The 21,335-nt window shown below is 60.1% G+C and carries 21 protein-coding genes and 3 pseudogenes; 5 read left to right on the forward strand and 19 right to left on the reverse strand.

What is annotated here, in order from left to right; all coding sequences use genetic code 11:
- Nucleotides 1-396 (reverse strand): transposase (locus tag ACQY4M_RS07235; RefSeq protein WP_428542623.1); only part of this gene is annotated, 396 nt, incomplete at its 3' end.
- Between the two features lie 237 nt (nucleotides 397-633).
- Here ACQY4M_RS07235 and ACQY4M_RS07240 point away from each other — a divergent pair.
- A pseudogene (locus ACQY4M_RS07240) lies at nucleotides 634-1,662 on the forward strand (ABC transporter transmembrane domain-containing protein); the annotation flags it as partial.
- Between the two features lie 61 nt (nucleotides 1,663-1,723).
- Here the strand turns inward: ACQY4M_RS07240 and ACQY4M_RS07245 are convergent.
- The 9 genes from ACQY4M_RS07245 to ACQY4M_RS07285 all read right to left on the reverse strand — a co-directional run bounded on the left by ACQY4M_RS07245 (nucleotide 1,724) and on the right by ACQY4M_RS07285 (nucleotide 10,769).
- Nucleotides 1,724-2,856, reverse strand: a protein-coding gene (locus ACQY4M_RS07245; RefSeq protein WP_428542626.1) for an IS3 family transposase whose coding sequence is annotated in 2 segments (ribosomal slippage) — nucleotides 1,724-2,604 and nucleotides 2,604-2,856 — 1,134 coding nt in all. Because the reading frame shifts where the segments join, the coding sequence is not laid out codon by codon here.
- Between the two features lie 15 nt (nucleotides 2,857-2,871).
- Nucleotides 2,872-3,291, reverse strand: coding sequence for a hypothetical protein (locus ACQY4M_RS07250; RefSeq protein ID WP_428542629.1), 420 nt, complete (start codon nucleotides 3,289-3,291; stop codon nucleotides 2,872-2,874).
- A gap of 415 nt (nucleotides 3,292-3,706) precedes the next feature.
- Nucleotides 3,707-3,961 (reverse strand): hypothetical protein, encoded by a 255-nt coding sequence (locus ACQY4M_RS07255; protein ID WP_428542632.1) that lies wholly within the window; start codon nucleotides 3,959-3,961, stop codon nucleotides 3,707-3,709.
- Entirely contained in the window at nucleotides 3,961-4,653 is a 693-nt protein-coding gene (locus tag ACQY4M_RS07260) for a YcbK family protein (protein ID WP_428542635.1), read from the reverse strand. The genes ACQY4M_RS07255 and ACQY4M_RS07260 overlap by 1 nt, the downstream gene beginning before the upstream one ends.
- Before the next feature lie 65 nt (nucleotides 4,654-4,718).
- Complete coding sequence (locus ACQY4M_RS07265; RefSeq protein ID WP_428542638.1) at nucleotides 4,719-5,003, reverse strand: DUF6127 family protein; 285 nt, start codon at nucleotides 5,001-5,003, stop codon at nucleotides 4,719-4,721.
- Between the two features lie 83 nt (nucleotides 5,004-5,086).
- Entirely contained in the window at nucleotides 5,087-5,728 is a 642-nt protein-coding gene (locus ACQY4M_RS07270) for a hypothetical protein (protein ID WP_428542641.1), read from the reverse strand.
- Nucleotides 5,695-6,363, reverse strand: a complete 669-nt coding sequence (locus ACQY4M_RS07275; RefSeq protein WP_428542644.1) for a DUF2793 domain-containing protein — start codon at nucleotides 6,361-6,363, stop codon at nucleotides 5,695-5,697. The genes ACQY4M_RS07270 and ACQY4M_RS07275 overlap by 34 nt, the downstream gene beginning before the upstream one ends.
- The gene (locus tag ACQY4M_RS07280) at nucleotides 6,360-10,307 is read right to left on the reverse strand and encodes a baseplate multidomain protein megatron (RefSeq protein ID WP_428542647.1); all 3,948 of its coding nucleotides are present in this window, start codon (nucleotides 10,305-10,307) and stop codon (nucleotides 6,360-6,362) included. The genes ACQY4M_RS07275 and ACQY4M_RS07280 overlap by 4 nt, the downstream gene beginning before the upstream one ends.
- Before the next feature lie 3 nt (nucleotides 10,308-10,310).
- Nucleotides 10,311-10,769, reverse strand: a complete 459-nt coding sequence (locus ACQY4M_RS07285) for an NlpC/P60 family protein (protein ID WP_428542650.1) — start codon at nucleotides 10,767-10,769, stop codon at nucleotides 10,311-10,313.
- Nucleotides 10,770-10,916: 147 nt separating this feature from the next.
- Between ACQY4M_RS07285 and ACQY4M_RS07290 the strand changes: the two are divergent.
- The 4 genes and pseudogenes from ACQY4M_RS07290 to ACQY4M_RS07305 all read left to right on the forward strand — a co-directional run.
- Nucleotides 10,917-11,768, forward strand: a pseudogene (locus tag ACQY4M_RS07290) (Fic family protein); the annotation flags it as partial.
- 120 nt (nucleotides 11,769-11,888) lie between these two features.
- A complete protein-coding gene (istA, locus tag ACQY4M_RS07295; RefSeq protein ID WP_428539289.1) occupies nucleotides 11,889-13,388 on the forward strand; it encodes an IS21 family transposase in 1,500 nt (499 codons plus the stop codon).
- Nucleotides 13,385-14,116: an IS21-like element helper ATPase IstB gene (gene istB, locus ACQY4M_RS07300; RefSeq protein ID WP_428539322.1), complete on the forward strand. Its 732-nt coding sequence runs from the start codon at nucleotides 13,385-13,387 to the stop codon at nucleotides 14,114-14,116. Before istA ends, istB begins: the two co-directional genes overlap by 4 nt.
- Nucleotides 14,117-14,244: 128 nt before the next feature.
- Nucleotides 14,245-14,598 (forward strand): annotated as a pseudogene (locus ACQY4M_RS07305) (Fic family protein); the annotation flags it as partial.
- Between the two features lie 7 nt (nucleotides 14,599-14,605).
- On the opposite strand, the gene ACQY4M_RS07310 reads toward ACQY4M_RS07305, so the two are convergent.
- From ACQY4M_RS07310 to ACQY4M_RS07350, 9 genes are all read right to left on the reverse strand, one after another.
- The gene (locus ACQY4M_RS07310) at nucleotides 14,606-15,490 is read right to left on the reverse strand and encodes a DUF2163 domain-containing protein (protein ID WP_428542653.1); all 885 of its coding nucleotides are present in this window, start codon (nucleotides 15,488-15,490) and stop codon (nucleotides 14,606-14,608) included.
- Nucleotides 15,487-16,113 carry a phage distal tail protein, Rcc01695 family gene (locus ACQY4M_RS07315; RefSeq protein WP_428542656.1) on the reverse strand — a complete coding sequence of 209 codons (627 nt, stop codon included), beginning with the start codon at nucleotides 16,111-16,113 and terminating at the stop codon, nucleotides 15,487-15,489. Before ACQY4M_RS07315 ends, ACQY4M_RS07310 begins: the two co-directional genes overlap by 4 nt.
- Nucleotides 16,114-16,173: 60 nt before the next feature.
- Nucleotides 16,174-18,282, reverse strand: coding sequence for a phage tail tape measure C-terminal domain-containing protein (locus ACQY4M_RS07320; RefSeq protein ID WP_428542659.1), 2,109 nt, complete (start codon nucleotides 18,280-18,282; stop codon nucleotides 16,174-16,176).
- 1 nt (nucleotide 18,283) lies between these two features.
- Complete coding sequence (locus ACQY4M_RS07325) at nucleotides 18,284-18,442, reverse strand: DUF7697 family protein (RefSeq protein ID WP_428542662.1); 159 nt, start codon at nucleotides 18,440-18,442, stop codon at nucleotides 18,284-18,286.
- A 62-nt stretch (nucleotides 18,443-18,504) separates the two neighbouring features.
- Complete coding sequence (locus ACQY4M_RS07330) at nucleotides 18,505-18,942, reverse strand: hypothetical protein (protein WP_428542665.1); 438 nt, start codon at nucleotides 18,940-18,942, stop codon at nucleotides 18,505-18,507.
- 8 nt (nucleotides 18,943-18,950) lie between these two features.
- On the reverse strand, nucleotides 18,951-19,889 hold the full coding sequence (locus ACQY4M_RS07335) for a phage tail tube protein (protein WP_428542668.1): 939 nt from the start codon (nucleotides 19,887-19,889) through the stop codon (nucleotides 18,951-18,953).
- Between the two features lie 66 nt (nucleotides 19,890-19,955).
- A complete protein-coding gene (locus ACQY4M_RS07340) occupies nucleotides 19,956-20,384 on the reverse strand; it encodes an acyl-CoA transferase (protein ID WP_428542671.1) in 429 nt (142 codons plus the stop codon).
- Nucleotides 20,381-21,016 carry a DUF6441 family protein gene (locus tag ACQY4M_RS07345; RefSeq protein ID WP_428542674.1) on the reverse strand — a complete coding sequence of 212 codons (636 nt, stop codon included), beginning with the start codon at nucleotides 21,014-21,016 and terminating at the stop codon, nucleotides 20,381-20,383. Before ACQY4M_RS07345 ends, ACQY4M_RS07340 begins: the two co-directional genes overlap by 4 nt.
- Nucleotides 21,013-21,324 (reverse strand): head-tail joining protein, encoded by a 312-nt coding sequence (locus ACQY4M_RS07350; protein ID WP_428540054.1) that lies wholly within the window; start codon nucleotides 21,322-21,324, stop codon nucleotides 21,013-21,015. The genes ACQY4M_RS07345 and ACQY4M_RS07350 overlap by 4 nt, the downstream gene beginning before the upstream one ends.
- Between the last annotated feature and the right edge of the window lie 11 nt (nucleotides 21,325-21,335).

The following is a 21,335-nucleotide window of genomic DNA, read 5'->3' on the forward strand; positions in this document are numbered from 1 at the left end:
CAGTGCTTCGCCGAAATCACCCGTGGAAATACCTTTGAGATAGAGCCAGGGCAACAACTCCTCGACCGACTTTGCCCGGCGCAGATACGGCGGCAGAAGCGTCGAGGTGAACCTGATCTTCTCCGCCCCCGTGCCACGATCACGCACCCGAGGCACATTCACCGGGACAGGGCCGATCCCCGTCATCACCTCGCGCTCCGGCAGGTATCCGTGGCGAACAAGGCGCTGGCGACCGGCCGAATCCCTCAAATGCGCGTGTTGCGCCATCAGATCACAAACCTCGGCCTCGACCGCCTGTGCCAACAGATCCCGCGCGCCTTTGCGCAAGATATCCGTCAGCGGATCAGGTGAAATTCCGGCTGGATCGGTAAACTCCAAAATAGTATCGTCTTCCATGTGGCATATCCTTTTCTCTCTGAGAATCGCGGCGCGTCAACACCGCCATGATATGCCACCCAATCACCCCATCACCAACTTTCGGGCATTACTCCCGAAAAAGACACACTTGCCGGTTGCCCTGCCGTTTTCTGAATATTAGCCGCAAATGGGGCCTTGAGGTTGGACACTGGCCCCTCCGGACCGGTTTCACGAAAAGTGGTGTAAGCCTTCAGAACAGCCTCTTCCACCTGCGCCATTTTGCTGGTTTCCACTTGCCCGCGCAGGACCAGAAACCGGTTAGCCCGGGAATTGGGCCGCCGCATATTTGGGCACTTGTTCCGACTTCCATTTAGCCATTTTCGCAAATGGACGGTTGGTGAAACCATTGCCAGAGTCAGCGAGACTGATGCCATTCGGTCTTTTCTTGTCGGTTCAACCACCGGTATTTTCCTCGATCTCATCTTTGTAGTGATATATCTGGGGGTGCTGATGGCTCTGTCGGTACCGCTGGCGATGATTGTTCTTATCGCTTTGCCTATTCAGCTGCTGATTTACATGGGATTTGGTCCATTCTTGCGCCGCCGCCTTCGCTTACAGTTTGATGCAGGCGCAGCCCACCAGACGCAGATGGTTGAAAATATTTCAGGAATTGCAGCAGTCAAAGCTCTGAGTGCCGAACAAAAAATGCTGGAGCGTTTGGATCTGACGCTGAATGAAAGTCTCAAAACTGGATACCGCGTTGGATTATTAAGGATTTGGAATGACAAGCTACTACTGATTGTCGACAGAACCATCACGATCAGCATCATATATTTTGGGGCACAAATGGTTTTTGCAGGTCAGATAACGCTCGGTGAATTGATCGCTTTTCATCTTGTTGCCGAAAAGATTACAGGTCCGATACAGAATTTTTCACGCTTATGGGAAAGTTGGCAGAACATCCGTGTTTCTCGGCAACGCCTTGGTGACATTGTAAACACGCCGATGGAACCGTTCGACAAACGCCCAAATCTGCCGAATGACATCATGGCGCAATTGCAGTTTCACGGGGTGGATTTTTCATACTCTCCGGGCAAACTCGTCCTGAAGCAATTCAACTTTGTCGCCAAACCCAATACACTGACGCTTATTGTGGGCCCGTCAGGCGTCGGGAAATCCACGTTTGGGCGGCTGGCTTCGGGAATTGAAGCCCCCGACAAAGGGCACATCACTATCGGCGGATGCAATATTTCCGAATATGATCCCAACAATGTCCGCACGAACATCGCATATGTTCCGCAGGAACAGAGGTGGTCCCACTTTTTTGACCAGTCAGCAGCCAGTTTAAGATGGATCAGGGTTTCATTTAGGCTGCCAAACTCATTGGTTTTGTTTTTCTGTCATAGGCTTCATCCGGGGCCAATATTCCGTGGGTGGAATGCGGGCGCTCGGTGTTGTAGTAAGCCAACCATTTCCCGATCCCGGCGCGGGTCTGCGAACCCGTTTCAAATGCGTTGAGGTAAATGCATTCGTATTTCAAGGATCGCCAAAGCCGCTCGATCATCCGGTTATCGACCCAGCGACCTTTGCCATCCATCGAGATTTTCACGTCGGCTTCTTTCAGCGCCTGCGTCCATTCAAACCCGGTGAACTGGCTGCCCTGGTCGCTGTTCATGATATCGGGCTTGCCGTATTTGGCCATAGCCTCTTTCAGGGCTTCAACGCAAAAATCTGCCTCCATGCTGTTTGACAATCTCCAGCTCAAAACCTTGCGGCTGTGCCAGTCCATGATCGCGACCAAATAGAGGAACCCGCGCTGCATCGGAATGTAGGTGATATCTACGCACCACACATGGTTTGGACGATCAATCGTCAGGTCTCGCAGCAGATACGGGTAGATCTTATGCTGCGGATGTTTCTTGCTCGTGTTGGGCGTCTGGTAGATCGGAACCAACCGCATCAGCCGCATCAAACGGCGGACCCTGTGGCGACCACACTTGTAACCTTGGCGCTGCATGTGCCGGGCCATTTGCCGTGATCCATACCACGGCGTCTGCAAGAATTGCTTGTCGATTATTGTCATGAACCGCAAATTTTCAGCACTTTCGCCTTTTGGCTGGTAATACAGGTTCGAGCGCGCCAGAGAAAGTAGCCCGCATTGTCGTCGCACACTCAGATCATGCTCACGGCTCACCATTTTTTGCCTCGCTTCCCGAGCAACTGTTGCGAGGCGTTGGCTAAAAAATCCCGTTCCACGACCAGCTGACCAATCTTGGAGTGCAGCTTCTCAATCTGGGCTTCATCAACCCGATCAGGATCACGGCCCCGTCTGGAAAATGCCGTGGCCATGTTTTCAATCGCTGCTCGTTTCCATGTGCCAATCTGGGTTGGATGCACACCATACTTCTTCGACAGCTCCGCCATCGTCATTTCCTCGCGGATTGCTTCAAGCGCAACGCGGGCTTTGAATTCGGGAGAATGGTTCTTTCGTTTCGTCATTTTGAATCGTCTTTCTCATAAGTCGATCCACCTTAACAACTGGTCCGAATTTCCGCGACCACCTCTGCCGTCGCCTACAAAGATTTTCTCCGGAAAGGGGCGTCCGGAATGAAAGAGACGCCCTGAAATCTGTTCCGGATAAAAGTGATAGAACCTATCGTCCCACTCATGCTTCAGAATATCCTGGCGCTTTAACAAGCGGTGCTTATCCATAAACGGCTCTATGGATTCACTGTATTCTTTCTTATAGCTGGCCCAGCCTCCTTTTATGCCAAGCGATTTGGCAATGAAATTCAGTGCCGTCACCTGTCCGATTTTTTCAACATCACGGCCTTCGTCACGCGCAAAATCTGCGGATTGCTTAAGACTGTCGGGATCAAGGTCGGTGATTTCTGCAAAATGCAGCTTTTTAAATGGCAAGTAAGAAACGGTCATGTTTTCATCTCCAGTTCACGCGCAGTCTGCATGCGACGATCAGGAATGGAAACATTATAACCAGTATCTGGTTCTGCATTTTGTTGCAGTTTGCATCTTTTGTTTGTCAGTACAGACCTTGTGTCGACAACCGCGGGTGATGCGCTCCTTCGATCCATTTAAGCGAGGCATTTGAAAAAAACAAGAGGCTGCCGGTATTTTTGTTCGCAAAAATGATGGGATAGATAATTTCGCTGCTTGTTTTATGAGATGCTACTATAATCTACATCCTCGGGCCTGCTCCCGCATCACGGCATAGTCGCTTAGCATCTCCATAATCGCCGACCCTTCCGGCAGCGCCTGCACTTCTGCCGCCGCCCTCGCCTGAAACCCGTCATCATATTCCAACACCGGTGGGCACACACCTGTGGCCCGCTCAGAACCTACCGTCGCGCAAGCGCTGAGCAAGCTCGTTGTGATCATGAGGGCGGCGAGCCGCGGCCTCGAGCATTTGACGCTGGATTTCATTGGCTTTCTCCGCGTTTTCAAGCCGTTCCGCCAGCCGTCCGGCACGCTCGGCAGCGCGGCGCAGGGAGAGGAGGAACAGGGTTATTGTGAGGGCGATGGCGGCCCATTTCCCGACGGTTAAGGCAAACCGGCTGCCGGTGAACCATGTGATCAGCGCCCCCATCAGCGCCGCCCTTTGCGCCAGTCGTCCCAGCGGGCGTAAATGGTGGTTCCGATGCCGATCAGGGCCACGGTGATGAACAGCCAGCGGATTGTGTCGAGATAGGGGATCAGCGGTTGCAGGGCGGACTGGGTGTCGGTGACGGCCTGTTGCACCACCTCGACACCGGCCGCCCCGATGGTGGCCACACCGGCGGCGCCGCCGCCTTTCATGGTGCGGCTTTCGGTCAGGGTTTCGCGCAGGCGTGGCGGTTCAGGGGCGAACTGGGTAGTGCGCGGCGGGAACGGATCACCCCACTGGCGGGCGCGGCCGATGTCGATGTGCATGAAGTGTTGGCGGGGATAGAAGCCGAAGCCGGTGAAGCCAACCGCCCGGGCGGCTGCTTCAAAACTCTCCGGATCATGGTTGGCCATGGAGATATCGAAGGCTGCGCCCTGCAGGTGCATGGAGTGTTTCGCCCCGCCAACCTGCCGGTTATAGGCGGGGCTGCGATAGGCGGAGTGAACGATCAGCGGCACGCCGAGGTTGTCGCGCAAGGCCTGCAGCTTGTCGAGGGCGGGCTCGTTGATACGGATGGTGCCATCGCCGCGACAGGCGATCTCCTCCGGGCTGAATTCGGGCCAGCGCCAGAGTTTTTCCGGCACGTCGCGCCAGTCGGCGTAATAATGGGTGATAGCATCACTCGCTTTGGTCATGGTTTCCTCCGGAAATGAAAAACCCGCCGATTGGCGGGTGTGTGGTCAGAATGGTTGGGGTAGCTTCAGCCGAACAGTTTCAGCTTCACGGCAATGCCCGCGATCAGGGCCAGCAGCAGGCCGGTGGTGCGACCACTGCGAGTGGTGATCAGGCGCACGATGGTCTGCCAGGCGGTGCGCCGCGCCATGCGCAGGCTATCGAGCAGCGTGCGCAGGTCGTGGATGTCGATGGCGGCTTCGGGACCGTCGAGGCCCACATCCGCCAGGGCACGGCGTGCACCCTGTTCGGCGGCGCGGGCCAGCGTTCGCCGGGGAAAAGGTCCCCCGGACCTTTTCCTGATCCGGCTCACCCTCGAATTCATCCTCGGGCATGCGTTTGATGCCCGCTTCAAGTTTGGGCGGGGTCATGTTCTCTCCCATGTTGTTCGGGGGGTCAGACTTCGCGCCATTTCGGGAAGACCATCTGGTAGACCCAGTTGTTGGTCGAGGTCATGGTACTGACGGGGTTGGTCGTCCAGCTGGCAGGCAGCCCGCCGGTGATCTCGGCATTGCTGCTGTTTTCATAGAGATAGACCTGCGGGGCGACGACGCGGGGATAGGCGCTGGTGCCGCTGCTGTGGGGATAATACCGGGTCAGGCCCGGCGTCATCCAGCGACCATATCGGGCGTAGGCACCGGCTCCGCTTACCCCCATGGTAGTGACATACCAGCCTTTGCTCAGGGTCTGCGGCGTGGCCAGATCGAAGATTTTGTGCCCCGCCACGTCCGCCGGCAGCGTCCCGAAATCCGCCACCCGCGCACCGATATCCCAATTGTCACCATTGGGCGCGCCAAGCCGGTAGATGCCACAGCGCAGCAATGCCCCTGCGGTGGTCGAGGCGGTATGCTGGGCGACAAACGCGCCAAGCAGCTGGATCGGGCGATCGATAAAAAATGCCATGAAATACATCCGGTTTTGCGACAGGGCCTGCTGCGAGCCGGTGCTGTAACTCAACGTGAACGGATCGACCGGCCCCCACCAGTCGGTGCCGCCGCCCTTGGTCAGGCCGCCAATGCTGCGGCGCTCGGGATCCATGCCGTTCGGAAAGCTGGCCGCGCCGGTACGTCTGCCTTCATCGCCTCAAAAAACGTACTGCCGTCGGCACTGACCTTGATCGCGAAATCGTCACTGCCCGCCGTGCCCATCTCGGCGCGCCCAGACCAGTTGGTCTGAAACAAAAGGCTGGCGGTGTCAGCGGATGCGGCCTTGTTGATCTTGAGCTGGTGGCCGTTGCCGGCGTGATTGAGCAGGGTTGCGGTGGCGGAAACCGCCAGCCTGTTGGTGGCGTCCGATGAGGTGCCGATGCCGACACCCGCGAGGTTTTGCAGGTTCGGCACAAAGGAAACCCACGCGCTGCCGTTCCAGACCAGCAACTCGCTGGCCGAAACATCCCACGCCATCCAGCCCACCTGCGGGATCAGGCGCAACCATGCACCACCGGAAAACAGAGCGATGCTGTTGTCCCAGCCGGACCATGCACCGGTTGCGCTGCTGCCGATAATGTGGCGATCCCCCTCGGCCGGTGTGGCGGGCGGAGATGTTGCACCAACGGCAACAACTGCCATCTGGGCCAGCGCATCGATCAGGCTCAGCGCCTCGTTGACCGTAACGTGCTTCTGCGCCTGGGCGGCGGCGAGATAGGGCAATGACAGGTTCGGGGTGTTGGTCATAGGCTTTCCTTGATGGCGAGGGTTTCAAAATGCGGAACACCCCGACCGAGCGCGCCGATCTGGTAAAGGCGGACGGACAGGCTGGTGACAGGCCCGCCGAAATCAGCGGTCTGCATTGCGGCGGTGTAGGTGAACGTGGGGCTGGCAACGGTCAAGGATCGCTTGACAGTTGCCCCGTCCAAAAATTCCAGATCATAGGCTTCGCTGGCTTCCGACATCGGCACATCGGTCAGCACCCAGCTATCGGCCGAGAGTGAGCGGTCGCACCGCAGCCAGCGCAGGGTCAGATCACCGTTTGCTTCCCGCCGCATCCGCACCTGTTCCGGAGCGAAAGGCATCAGCCCGCGCCCGTTCGAGGTGAAACTCTGCGCTTGCATGATGGCATCAGACGGGGCCGCGCTGGCCGGACCGATGCGCCAGTTCCATGGCAGACCCAGATCGGCCTCGGCAATGGAGAGCGGTTGGAGGCCGGACCCCAGCACCACCATCCGCGCGCCGGTGGGTGTGGGATTGCCCATGGCATCAAAGGTGCCACGCTGGCCGCGTAGCAGGTGCATCAGGCGATAACGGCCCGAAGAAACCAGCTCCGCATTTCCGAATTGGATGATCTCCCAATTGCCAGTCGCGCTTTCCACCGCCAGCGCATTGGCTCCGGCAAACAACTCGGTATCGGTGACGCTGGTCAGCGTGCCGGAGGAAACATCCAGCAGCAGTTCATTGCCATGATCGAACCGGTCGAGAGGACCGGCCGGAAGATCCGCAACCAGCGTGCCAAACTGCGCCGCCTGACCAATGGTATCCAGCAAGGCAAAGCCCGAAGTGTCGGCACTGCGCCAGACGGCCGCCGTGCCATACCACGGCTTGGCGAACACCGCTGCATAGGGCCGGTGCGCCGGAACGGCATCAGAAATTTGCGGCAGGTCCATCAGGGCAATTTCCGCCGGACCATAAACGGTGGCTCCGGGCAGACTCGCGGGTCGGTATTGCCCGGGTGGCAGGTCGTAAATCGTGGCGTCGGTGCGGATCGCCTCGATGGCCCGCGCGCCGGCGTCACCGATGCGGGTGATGCGATAATCGATCAGGCGACCGTCATTGGCGAGACTGACGACATCACCGGGATCGAGAGACAGGTTTGAGGGTGGAAATTTGGCCGTCAGGGTCTCGCGTCCTATCCACGCTTCCATCAATGCGCGGCGACAGCGTCGGTCGGCCTCTTCCAGCGATACGGCCAGCGGGAAGCTCTCCGAGGTCACGCGGGCAGCTTCCACCGTGACACGGCGGGCCTCGACCGTGGCGGCGTCGTATTCCTCGTCGGGGCGCACCAGTTGCCATTTGAGCGCTTGCGGCAGCTCGGTTTCCTGCCCGCGGGTCAATTCCATCACGTCGCCTTGTGCAGCCACCATGTTATCAGGTGCAATGAAAGCTACGGCCCGCTGGCCACGCGTCATAAACCGGATCACCCCGCCGCTTTCCACCGCATCAAATCCGAAATGCCGCGCCAACGTCGAGATCGAGGCGCGCGGGCTTTCCAGCGCGGAAATCACAAACCCCGGCACCGTGTCGGAAAGCGCGCTGACGTCGATCAGGACATCATCCAGCCCCGCGCGGCGGCAAAGCTCCCGCACCAGCGCGCCGAGCCCGACCGCACCAAGCCGACCGTTCAGCCAATGCCCCAATCGCCAGTTCGGCGCATCGGCCCAGACATCGTCGCGAGCGGGGAAATCCGGATAGGGCCGCGCGTCCCATGTCCACACAGCCGCCTCGCCCATATCGATCATCGGCGCGGCATAAACGCTGCTGGTCGGGTTGTTGGCCGGATCACCCCAGTATCCCAGCATCGCCTCGATATAGCGCCGCTGGATGGCTTCGTCCTGCCAGCCCCGCGAAAAGTGCGGCAGTGCACTCTCGGACGACTTCGGGTCATAAAACACGTTCGGCTGGTTGGTGCCGCGATCGATGGCCGGACAGCCAAGCTCGGTGAAGCGGACGGGTTTGGATTGCGAGATCCAACCGGTCGGCGTTACGCTTTCAACCCCGCCCGGGCGGTCATAATGCGCATTGCCCCACCACGCGCGCATATCCTTGGGGCGGAAAACCCACGGCTTGTTGTAGGCTCCGTCGGTGATGGGGGTGCGGATCTGGGCGATGCGGTCGGCATCGGAGGCATAGAACCAGTCAAACCCTTCGCCGCCCTCGATATTGCTGCGCAGATAGTCGAGGTCACGGATAGAACCCCATCCCGCCTGCGCATCCGCATGATCAAACCCGTCGCGCCAGTCGGACAGCGGCAGGTAATTGTCGATGCCGATGAAGTGGACGTTCGGATCAGACCACAATGGGTCGAGATGATAGAACAGATCGCCGGAGCCATCCTGCGGCTGGTGCCCGAAATATTCCGACCAGTCGGCGGCATAGCTGATGGCGGTGCTGGCTCCCGGAATATTGGCAACATCAGCGACCAGTTGCTTCAGGGCGGTTACAACCGGATAGGTGGTTGCCCCGTCGCGGATTGTGGTCAGCCCGCGCAATTCCGATCCGATCAGAAACGTATCCACCCCGCCAGCCGCCGCGCAAAGATGGGCATAATGCAGGATCATACGCCGATAGCCCCAATCGGGGCCGCCGGTCCAGGAGACGGTCTCGCCGCTGACGCTGAAATCCGAGGCCTGCGCATTGCCCATAAACGCAGACACCTGCGTGGCGGCAGCTGCGGTCTTGTCAACGGTTCCGGCATAGCCTGCCGCCGGAGAACAGGTGATCCGGCCGCGCCAGGGATAGGTGCTTTGTCCAACCGTGGCCGCATTGTCTGAATATGGATCGGGCAGCGTATTACCCACCGGAATATCCATCAGCAGAAAGGGATAGAAAGTGACCCGCAGCCCGCGTGCCTTGAGTTCCTGGATCGCCTGCACCACGGCGAAATCGGCCGGCGTGCCGCCAAAGGCCGTGCGGCCGGTTGCATCGAGGCTGATCACATGGGCCGCCGTGCGTGTGACGCCGTTCACGGCCCAGCTTTTCGGAGTGGTCGCCTTCGTGGTGTTTTCCACACCGGGCACAATCTGGCAGTTTCCGGCCCGCAGGTCGGTTCCAAACCAGCTGACCACGAGGCTGATGCTTTCGATGTTCGGGGCGGCCGCCTGCAACTGATCAAGCGCGGCCACGATATCCGGCACGGCATTGGTGGTGTGCACATTCTCGGAGGCGGTATTTCCGCCGGATCCGCGAGATACCGGCTCGGTGGCATAGACGAACTCGCCGGTGCCGGGGATCAGGGTGACGGAGCGGATCATGCCCTCGGCGGTATCGGGCTCGATGACGGGGCGGAAAACCTCGAAAGACAGCTGCGGGATACGATTGCCGAATTGCTCCAGCGGCAATTCCTCGAACATCACATAGGCGGTGCCGCGATAGGCGGGGGCATTTCCGACCCCCATTTTGGTCTCAACGAACGGGTCCGGTTGCTGGGTCTCGTCGCCCGCATACAGACGCCATGTCACGTTTGAGAGATCGAGCGGCTTGCCATCGGCCCAGATGCGCCCGATGCCCGAGATTGGCCCCTCGCACAGCGCCACGGCAAAGGAGGCGGAATAGAGGTAGGCCGTGGTGGTCACCTTCGGCCCGCCACCCTTGCCGCCACCCTGCGTGGTCGTGTTGACCGTTTCGGTGAAATCCGTGGCCCAGATGATGTTGCCGCCAATCCGCATGCGGCCATAGATGCGCGGGATAATCGCCCCCTCGGTCGAGGTGGTGAGGGTCAGGTCGTCCAGCCGCTGGCCTTCGATGCGCTGCCCGGGGGCAAGTGACGATACAATCCAGCTGTCGATCATCGAGCCCGCGAAGGAGCCGATCGCACCGCCAATGGTGGCGGCCGACACGCCAAGGATCGCCCCGCCGATGCTGCCGCCAATGGCCGCGCCAGCCGAGGCGAGAAGAATGGAAGCCATGGTTTACCTCACAGGAAAACGAAAAGCGAAGGCGATCCGGCGCTGCCAGGCAGGCGACAGATGTTCCTCGATTACGCCTGTGCGCTCATAGGCGTGAATAAAGTGCGAGCGCGCACTGCGGGCGGTGCCAGACAGAATACCGACATGCTTGGCAATCGCGCCCGCACGCATGCGAAACAGGATAACATCGCCGGTGCGGGCCTCCACAACGTCCAGCTCCTGCATTGCCGCCCGTGCGGCCTCGGCCAACACCTCGACCGGTCCCGTTTCGCCCCAGTCGCGGGAATAAGGCGGCACGGGCATCGGTTCGGGACCAATCACATCCCGCCAGACGCCGCGTAAAAGCCCGAGGCAGTCGCACCCGACACCGCGCACCGAGGCCTGATCGTGATACGGCGTGCCAATCCAGCGGCGGGCGGCTTTAACGATGCGGGCCGGGGCGGTCTGCGATGTTTCTTCCATTATCAGTCTGCTTTCATTACTTAGCCGTTGGTGCGTATTTTTTGTGCCACCAAAGATCGGCAAGAGATATCGGCAAGCACTTGCCTTTATGGGCTCTAATGCTCTATATTCAGGGGATAATTTCCCTGCGATAGATCGGCAAAGTATATGATAGAAACACCGGCCAGAATTGAACCCTGCCTTTTCGAGGACAGGATTCCGGCCGATCTCGCCGATCTTGTGGTCGAGATCCAGCAAGCTGCGGATGGCCTGGGGCGCGATCTTCATCCGGAAAGCGCGGCGGAACTGGCCGAGCTCGTGCGGATCATGAATTGCTATTACTCAAACCTGATTGAGGGCCATAATACCCGCCCCCGGGACATCGAGCGCGCTCTTGCCGGTGCCGAGCTGGAAGAGGAAACCCGCCCCCTGGCGCTGGAGGCGCGTGCCCACGTTATTGTGCAGCGGAAAATCGATGAAGACTTTCGAACAGGGACACTCGCCCAGCCGACATCTCCGGAATTTATATCCTGGGTTCACAGGGCCTTTTACGAGGAAATGCCCGGGGAGTTTCGTTATGTCGAGCATCCCGACGGAACAAGGGAGGAAATAATCCCTGGCCGGATGCGTCAGGAGGCAGATACCGAAGTTGCGGTTGGCCGCCATCTTCCACCCTCGTCCGACAGGGTTCCTGCCTTCATGGCGTATTTTGAAAAGCGCTTCGGGATGGCGGAAAAATCCGCCAGCAACCGGATAATTGCCATTGCTTCGGCGCATCACCGCCTGAACTATATTCATCCTTTTCCGGACGGGAATGGTCGGGTCAGCCGGTTGATGTCTCACGCCATGGCGCTGAGGGCCGGTATTGGTGGCCAGGGGCTTTGGTCTGTGTCGCGTGGCCTTGCGCGTGGTTTGGAAGACCGGGGGGAATACAAGCGGATGATGGATTATGCCGATACGCCACGACAGGGGGATCGCGACGGTCGTGGCAACCTGTCCGAGGCTGCACTCCATTCTTTTTGCCTGTGAATCGGCGTGCAAAACTGACCCACTTGGGTGGGTTATGAGCGAGTAAAATTGACCCACCTGTTTCGTTAACATCCGCGCAAAATTGTGCGGAGGAAAGAGCAGGTGATATTGATGGAAAGCGTATCGAAGATCCGGCGCTGGGTGCTGGTTGAAGGGCGCAGCATCCGGTCTGTGGCGCGGGCGACGGGACTGTCGCGGAACACGATCAAGAAGTATTTGAAGGACGAGAATCCGCCGAGCTACCAGCGCCATGCGCCGCCAGTTCGGCACAAACTGTGCAATGGGTTTGATCTTCGGCTGCAGGAACTGTTTGATCAGGACTCGAGGCGACCACGCCGGGAGCGGCGGACGGCCCAGAAGCTATACGAGCAGCTTGTGGCAGAGGGCTATACCGGGTCCTATTCGCCGGTTCAGCGTTTTGTTCGTGAGTTGAAGCGCGCCGGGGCCTGTTCGGGAGATGCGTTTATCCCGCTGCATTTTGCGGCGGGTGACGCGCTGCAATTTGACTGGAGCGAAGAACGGGTCGTACTGGGTGGTGTCGAGCAGAAGGTGAAGGTCGCTCATTTCCGCCTGTGTCACAGCCGCAAGCCTTTCGTGATTGCCTATCCCGGTGAAGCCCAGGAGATGGTGCTGGATGCTTTCGTGCAGGCGCTGTCCTTTTACGGAGGCGTTCCGCGCAGGGTGATCATCGACAACCCCAAGACCATGGTGACCTACGTTTCGCGCTCGAAGGAGCGGATATTCCATCCCCGGTTCCTGGCCTTGATGAACCACTATGTGATGGAGCCGGTGGCCTGCACGCCCGCTGCGGGCTGGGAGAAGGGACAGGTCGAGAACCAGGTCCAGTTCTTGCGGGGCCGGTTGTTCGTTCCCGAACCGGCCTTTGATGATCTCGAGGCGCTGAACGCGTGGCTGCGTCTGCGTTGCGAAGATCTGGCAGAGCGTCCCCATCCCGAGCAGCAGGATCGCACGATTACCGAAGTGTTCGAAGACGAGCGCGCCGAACTGCGCCCCCTGGGTCGGGCCTTCGACGGCTACGTGGAAAAGACCGTCCGTGTCCGCTCCACCTGCCTGGTTCAATATGCCAGCAATCGCTACAGCGTGCCCTCCCGCTTTGCCGGGCATCATGTGTCGCTACGCGCCTATGCCGGCCGGATCGTGGTGGTCTCCGGTCAGGATGTGATTGCCGAGCACAGGCGTCATTTTACCCGCAATATCAGCTATTTCGAGCCCTGGCATTACGTTCCCCTGCTGGACCGCAAGCCTGGTGCCCTGCGCAATGGCGCCCCCTTTGTGGGCTGGGAACTGCCCGAGGCCATGCATCGGATCAGGGAACATTACATGGCTGGTAAAGGCGGGGATCGGGAGTTCGTCGACCTGCTCCTGCTGGCACAGGATCACGGGATCGAGGTGGTCGAGACGGCCTGCAATCTGGCGGTGGCACAAAACACCCTGCGGCTGCCCGCCATCATCAATCTGATCAACCAGTTGGTGGAACCGGTCATCACACCGCTCAGCGATGCCTGCGCTTATCCGCAGCTGACCTTGCGGCCCGAAGCCGATTGCAAACGCTATGAGACCCTGTGCTCGGCTGAGGAGGTTGCCGTATGAATGCCTTGATCGACCAACTGACAGCCCTCAGGTTGCATGGAATGGCAGCTTGCGCCCATGATCTGCTGTCCGCGCGCAAGCCGCCAAGTCTGACCACAGCGATAAGGCAACTGATCGACGCCGAGACTGTAGAGCGCCGGGTGCGCTCCATCCAGTATCAAATGAGGGTTGCGAAGTTCCCCCATCACAAGGACTTCGCCACCTTCGATTACAGCGCCGCCGCCCTCACCCAGGCCCAGATCGAACCATTCTGCACCGGCCAGTTCACAGAGGAGGCCCATAACCTCATCCTGGTGGGCGGAACCGGCACGGGCAAAACCCACATCGCCATCGCGCTGGGAACGACGCTGATCAACAACGGCAAGAAGGCGCGCTTCTTCAACGCCGTCGATCTGATCAACGCCCTGATCAAGGAACAGGCCGACGGCAATGCAGGGAAGATCATCCGGCAGCTCTCGGCTTTGGACTGCGTCATCATCGACGAGCTGGGCTACATCCCGTTTCCCAAATCCGGTGGCGCGTTGCTCTTCCATCTGATCAGCAAGCTCTACGAGAAGACCAGCATCATCATCACAACCAACCTTGAGTTCGGTGAATGGGTCTCGGTCTTCGGGGATGCCAAGATGACAACCGCCCTTCTGGATCGCGTCACTCATCACTGCAACATCATCGAAACCGGCAATACCTCATACCGATTCGCCCAGAGTAAACGCCGTAGAAAAAACTAGCCGTTCCGCAAGCAAAGCCCCCAGACGGACTCGCTACATGAAGGCGGCCCGACTGGGGGCTTTGCGCCACAAAGGGGGGGGCAAATTTAAATGCCGAAACCGGGTCAGTTTTAAATGCTCATTGACATTTTTGCCGCTGGTTTTTACAGGTGATGCTGGACCAGATCACCTTTTCCGCCCGTTTATTCGATTTGGGCGGATTGGAGGAGCGGTATCGTCGGCTGGTGCGGGATGTCCTGCCGGACAAGCGGGCGGAGGATCTGCTTTCGGCCGTATTGCGGTACGGTTCGCTGGAGCGGGGAGATGCAGCCCTGGTTCTGAAGGTTTCCGAACGCTCGGCGCGCAATACGATGTCCGCATTGACGAAGGCCGGTTTTCTTAAATCGGCATCGCCGAAAACACCGGTACGCCTTGCATTCCCGCTGGAATATCGCGAGCGATTATTTCCCAACCTGTTTGCCGACGGGGAATTGAATCTCTGAGGGTGGTTCACAATACCGACCCCGCATTGGCATCACCCTTGGCCGCGTAGCGGATGATGGTGTCTTGCCCCGGGATATGGGGAAAACCCCGGAAATTGGCGGCGTTAGCGAACCTGGCTTGACAGGTTTCGAACCGCTTGTCGCAACCGGCGAAGATGTCGAAGGTGTTGCCAATCTCTGTTGGCCGCACAGGAGCCTCGAGCAATTTGATGATCACGTCCGCGCCCATGATGGCATGGCTCAGCACCTCGGCCTTGCGTCCGGTATTGGCACCGGTCAGCCATTGCAGGGTTCCAAGCGCAAACCAGCCTTCGGCAAAACCCGAGAGGCTGGAGACCGCAAAGCCGCGATCGCCCGACAGCGAAACCACCGTGCCCGATGCCTTGAAGGCCGGATCGTTCAGATCAACGCCGCAGCGTGCATCCCCCAAGGCGGCATCGCAACTTGCCTGAAACGTCCGCCCGATAGTCTGGCCCAGCACATGCGCCAGCGAGCGCATCTCGGCGACAAAATGTAACCGTCCGCGCCGGACCTGACCGATCGCGCCCCGACGCAGCAGAGCACGGCTGGTGGTGTCGGCCCAGTTGACGCGCCAGATTTCCACGGTGGCGTTGTCCCAGCGGCCATCGAGGATATCGGTCTCGGTGATGGTGGTGGAGGTCAGCACACCCTCGGCCTCCTGCGCATCGACAGACAGGTCGGAACCGGCGCGGATTTCCGAGGCGGTGAAACCGGACTCGGGCTCGAAAATCGTGCTGTCAAAACTCAGCGGCCGGTCATGATCGGTGAAGCCGAACACCGCGCCGTCATTGCGGGTGAGACGCCAGCACCAGGCGAGTGTGGTCGTGCCGGACTCAAAGTGGGTTTGCAGGGACTGGGAAAATTGCTTCATCGCCGGACCTCGATCAGGGGAATGGATGTGATGGAGCCGAGCCGCTCCAGATCATGGGTGACGTCGAGTTGGTCGGTATCGAAACGCACCGGAACATCGAATTCAAAACCGGCGGTGACAATGACGCCGCCGGCCGGAGCTGTGGTGAAGGTGATCTGGCCGGTGGTCGTGTTCACGGACCAGCCTGCAGCCTGCGAAACTCCATCCAGAGCCACCGAGACAGAACCTGCCACCGGTTTCGTGATCGCGCGGGTCCATGTTTGCGCGCCGGATGAATAGGCTTTCACCAGCTGAAACACGGTGGCGGTGCCATCACCAATGCCAATAGCCTGATCGGTTGCCTCCGGTACTCCCGACGGCAAGCACGATTTGTAATCACCCCAATCCTTCCAGCGAAACCCGTAGAGCCGTCCGTTGCGCGCCTCGAAAAACGCCACCACGGCGGCCAGATCGTCGGCGCGGCGGATGCCGTAGGCGGCATCATAGCGGCGACGCGAGTTAGCCCAGCTGGCATTACGCTCCTCGTCGCCGGAGGCCAGCTCGACAATCTGCGTGCGCCGCTCGGGGCCGCCACGCGCGCCCCGGCTGATATTGTCGGGGAAACGGATTTCGTGAAACGCCATTAAGATTTTCCTTGTTCATGCTTCTTGTCCGAAAACCGGTTCCCACTTTTCGGGAAGCCCTCACATGCCCCTCCGGCCCATGGCGACGGCGCGGGCAATATCGGCCGAGACTTGCGTGCGGGATTGCCGGAAGCTTTCCGCATCGCGGGTCTGGATATTGATGGTGATGTTTTGGGAGCCGCCCGTGCCGTATTGGGAAGCCTCGCGCCGCGACAATACCCGTTCGCCCTTTTGCAGGATGGCGGGAACTTCGTTAGGCTTGAGGCCTGCCCACCCGCCGGAATGCATGCGGGGCGCATTTGCAAAAGCCATGGCCGGCACCATCCTTTGCGGCGCGGCACCGCCAACCATACCACCCGCGTGCAGCACCGGTGCAAATATCTTTCCAAGACCTCCAAGTGCCCCCGACAGGGCATTGGCCAGCGGCCTGAGGATGAACTTGCGCGCCGACAGCTTGGCGAGATCGGCCAGCATCGAGGTCACCAGCGAGCTGAAATCCAGCTTGCCGGTTTTGACGAACTCGCCAATGGCGTTCTCCGCGCTGGTGAAGGCCCCGACCAGCGCATCGCCGATCCTCTTGCCGACATTGGCGGCCTTGCTGGCGTAATCCTTGAGCGAATCGGCCGCCAATTCCCATGCGGTTTTGGCGACCTCGGCCGCTGCGCGCGCCGCACCACCGGCACCGGTGACCGCCCGGGACAGAGTTTCCGCAGCGGTAGTCGTGCCCGCAAGGCCGCTTTCGCCGTCCTCGGTGCTGGCTTTCATCGCATCACGCAGAGCCTGCATGGAAGTTAGCGGCGCGGTTGCGGCCTGGGCCATTTCGCGGGAGGACGTCACCAGCCCGTCAGCAGCATTCCTTGCGTCCTCGGCGGTGGCGGCCATTTCGTAATAGGCTGATCCGGCCATGATTGCCGCATTGCCGATGGCCAGCATGGCGCTGTCCATGCCCGGGATATTCGAGATCCCGCGCGTCATCGCATGCAGGAAATCCGTCCATGTCTTCTGGATATTGGCCAGCATCGTCAGCCAGCCGGCCTTGATCCGCGCCCAGACCGACGAGAGCGCCGCGCCGAGGGATTTTCCGCCGAGCTTGATGCGCTCCCAGACCTCTATGGCGACATTCTTCAGCAAGCGCATGGCCTCGCCAAAGCCGCCAGCGCCTTTGACGAGGCGGCTGAACCAGTAGATCAATTCGCCCGCGCCGATGATCAGCGCACCGCGCAGGGCCACCAGTGAAATCGACACGCCTTTGATCCCCAGTGCGGCGCTGGCCAGCGCGATCACCAGCCGACCGCCCAGCACGGCGGCGAAGGTGGCGGCAATGGTGGCGATCTCGCCGATATGGTTAAACAGACCCTTGATGGCGCGCCCGAGCGGGCCGGTAGTCTTGCCGATCACGGCCATGGCGTTGGCGATCGATTCCAGCGCCGGAGCCGCCGCCACTGCCAGCTGGTTGGCAATGCCGCGCCAGAGCAAACCCATGCGGGACAACGCATCATTGGTGCGCTGGATTTGCGCCGCATCGCTCTCGGACACCGCCACCCCGAAATCCTCTACGTCCTGCGTGGCCTGGTGCAGGGTGGCGCTGTCGATGCGGGTGAAAATCAGACCGGCGCGGGAACCAAAAATCTGTGAGGCCACAGCCGCTTGCTGGGCTGTCGGGATGAACTTCGCAATCGCATCCTGAATGGCAGCCATCTTTTCATCGATCGGCAGCTTGGCGAGATCGGCGGCAGACAGATTCAAGGTATCCAGAGCTTTTACAGCAGGGCCTGTTCCCTGCGCCGCCTGGCTCAGGCTCTTGGTCATCATGATCGTGGCTTGTTCAACCTCGCCCTGCGACACCCCAGCCAGATCAGCCGCGCGCGCCAGCACCTGCATGCTTGCCGTCGTGGTGCGCAGGGATGCCGCCAGTTTGGCCTGCTCGTCGATGGTCTGCAGGCTGGAGCGCACCATGGCAATGCCGGCCGCCACCGCAGCCGCCGCCATGATACCGGCGGCGATCTTGGCGCGGCGGGCAAAGCGGGCGAGACGCGCATTCGCAATCTCGGCCTCTTTCGAGACTTTGCCAATCCCGCGCTTGCCAGCCTCGCCGATGCCTTCAAACTCGGCTTTGACCTGTTTGCCGCCCACGGCCGCGAGGCGGACAGAAACCCTTTTCTCGGCCATCTTACTTGTCCATCTGTTCGTTGAGTTTGCGCACCATCACCGCCTCGATTGCGGGGAGGATTTCGGCGGTAGCTATCGGACAGACACCAAGAGCCAAGGCCAATGCCAAAGCCGTGCCCATGTCCCAGCCGATCACGCCACCGCTCGGGGCAACGCGCAACTGGCCACCAAGACGGGCAACCAGATCCCAGACCTGCCAGCCCTCACAGGTTTGCGGCCGGTTCAGGATTTGCGGGCAGTCCGGGCAAGTTTTTGAACAGGCTTGGCAATACCCGTCGCCCCCGCCGAAGACCCATTCGGCAAGGGCGCAGAGGCGTTTTTTTCCGCATCCAGCACCAGACCCTTGGCGACGTATTTGGTCTGGAAAGCTTCGAAGAGCGGCCAGACATCCAGCAGGGCATCGATCCCTTCGGGGCTGACAGGAATGGTGGCACCATCGGCACCCCCGACACCTTCCCAATCCAGCACCGCGTTGCGGGCCAGCGCCTTGGCAAAGACCAGTGCGCTGGCCTCGTCCGTTGCGTTTTCGTCCAGAGCGGTAACAGCCGGATCATTGCGCGAGGCCACCATCATGGCGGTGGTCAGGGGGTGCAGATGCAAGCGAACCCCGTGGCCAAGGTCCAGCCACGCGGGTTCGTTTTTAAGATCAAGATGGATCATGTTGTTCCTCAGTAGGTTGCGATGTCGTTGACAAGGGTGATGGTGCACATCTGCCCGGCGGTGGCGTCATAGGCCGCCTGCCAGTCAAAGCTGGCCTGCACCCCCTGCGGCCCCTGAATTTCGATGCGCGGGCGCGGCAGATAAACGGCATGGGCGGTGATGCTCAGGCTGACTTTGGCGGAAATCGAATAGGCAAATTCCAGACTGGCCGCCGTGCCGTTCAACGCCTGATCCATCAGAGTGGTGTCGGCAAAGCGCACATCCATTTTGCCGGTCAGCGCGGCTATGGACGGATCAGCCCCGTCTATGCGCCCGTCCGAACGGATGGTCTCGATCCGGTCGAGATTGTTGGCATATTGAATATCGGCCGAAACGATATTGCCGAGAGCCGTGCCATTGCGTTTAATCGACCCGTTGAAATGCCCGAACCTTTGCAAGGTCCAGCCGGTCGGTGTTCCGGCGGCCGATGATGTGGCAATCGCCTCGCCCTGCGCGATCAGCTTTGCGGTTGCGGTCAAAAGCCCCGAGCGCTGCATTTGCCAGGAAAGCTGGTCGAGCACACAGCCGGAATACATCGCATAACGCGGGACCTCTGGCATGGCGGTCTCGATCGACAGGCTCGGCAGGATCCAATTGCCAGACACAAAAGTATGAGTATACGGCCCGGTGCCGGTGGTGACCGGATCGCCGAACGCAGCCTTTAGCCAGAAGCCAAATGCTTCGGCATCGATCGGCACCACCACGTCGCCATCCGCCGTCACCGCATCCTTGATCGGGGTCAGCGGATCGCGGCCATAGCCCAGCAGTTCCGATCCCAGCAAGGGTTGCTCCGCCCCCAGCGAAGTGCTGGCGAAGGGCATCTGCATGTAACCGCTCAGCGGCGGGGTGCCATATGTTGTCTCGAACGCAGCCGCCATCAGCGACCGCGCGCCTTGTGCGCGTGCCATAGTGTTTTCCTTTGTTTTGTGGTGTCAGCCGGTGGAGCTCATCCCGCGGGGATCAGCCCATGGGGGTCATCCCAATGGGTCGGCCGTGGTGTAGGTCAAAATGGCAGGGACGACGGCCGCCTTCAGTGCCTCGGCCCCCTCAACCGGTAGATCGACCGGTTGCGGCGCTTCGCCCTCGACCCAGTCACATAGCCCGCCAAGGGTTCGGTCGAGCGCGATAGCGACTCCGAGGGATTGCAGTAGCGTATCAAATGCAGCATCGCGAGCGGCCGGTGTCTTGTCTTGAACGATCACCTCGACCTCGGCGCGATGTTCGAAATGATATTGTAGCGGCGACAGCGTCACCTCCGGTGTGCCGGGGTCACCGTCGCGCAGGATTAGCAGGCCGCCAACAGGGATGCGCTCGGGTAGGATCGCGCCACGTAGCACGGTTGCACCGGACACGCTTTGCAGCGCCGCAAACAGAGCTTGCAGGATGGTTTCTCGGGGGGTCATGAGATTTCACCATCAATCCATTTTTCAACAATCAGCCCCGGCACAGCTCCCGCCACCCTTTCCGCATCACGGGCCAGATCAATCCGTTTGCGCAGTTTGACCTGCGGCACCAGCATGAAGATTGGCGCACTAACCTGTCCCCTCCCGGTCTTGGAACGCGACGCCACCGCTGTTCCCCGCGTGTTGATCCGTGCCTTTTCGGCCACCAGCAAGCTCGGTCCGTTCCGACGGTAGATGAACCGCAACCGCATGCCGCGACGGCGTTCCCATTCGCCGGGCGTCAAACGTGCACCGCCACGACCTTTGCCAGCGGCCTCGGTCGGGATGGCCAGATAGAACCCGTTTTTCGAGCGGATCAGCACGCCCTTGTCATGGGCATGGATGATTTTCGGGGCCTTGGACCAGATGAAGGCGGCGGCATCAAGGCTCTCACCGCGCTCCGGATAGGTCTTGTTGCGGATGCTGCGCGCCAGCCGCTGCCCGAGCCCTGCACCCGCAATCTGTCCCCGCCAGTCGGCCTTGAGATCACTGCCCGCCTGACGCATGGCGGCCGTGACAGCCTTTTCACCTGCCAGAACCTCAGCCTGCATCATCGCGGCGAGATCCGGATCGATGTCGAGTTTCAATCTCATGCCGGATGCACGTCGATGGTCCAGATCAGCCGTTCCGCGTCACGCACCGGCTCACCCTGAATGAGAAACGCCTCGCCATAGATTTCCAGCCGGTCGCCGGGGCGCGGGTTTGCCACCTCGCTCACCCGCAAATCGAACCGCTGGGTTTCGGACCAGAGTTTGGCTTCGCCAAATCCGGTGATACTATCGGCACGGCGCGCCACAACACGGACGAGGACAGGCGAACCGCCCTCTGCCGTATAGATGGCGTCAACGGCAATATTGTCGTCCGCGAACAGCGCGTCCATGCCAATGGCAAAGGCGTTCATCGCAGTGTTTC

It is taken from the genome of Profundibacter sp. (assembly GCF_965277155.1).
In the GTDB taxonomy this organism is placed as follows: domain Bacteria; phylum Pseudomonadota; class Alphaproteobacteria; order Rhodobacterales; family Rhodobacteraceae; genus Profundibacter.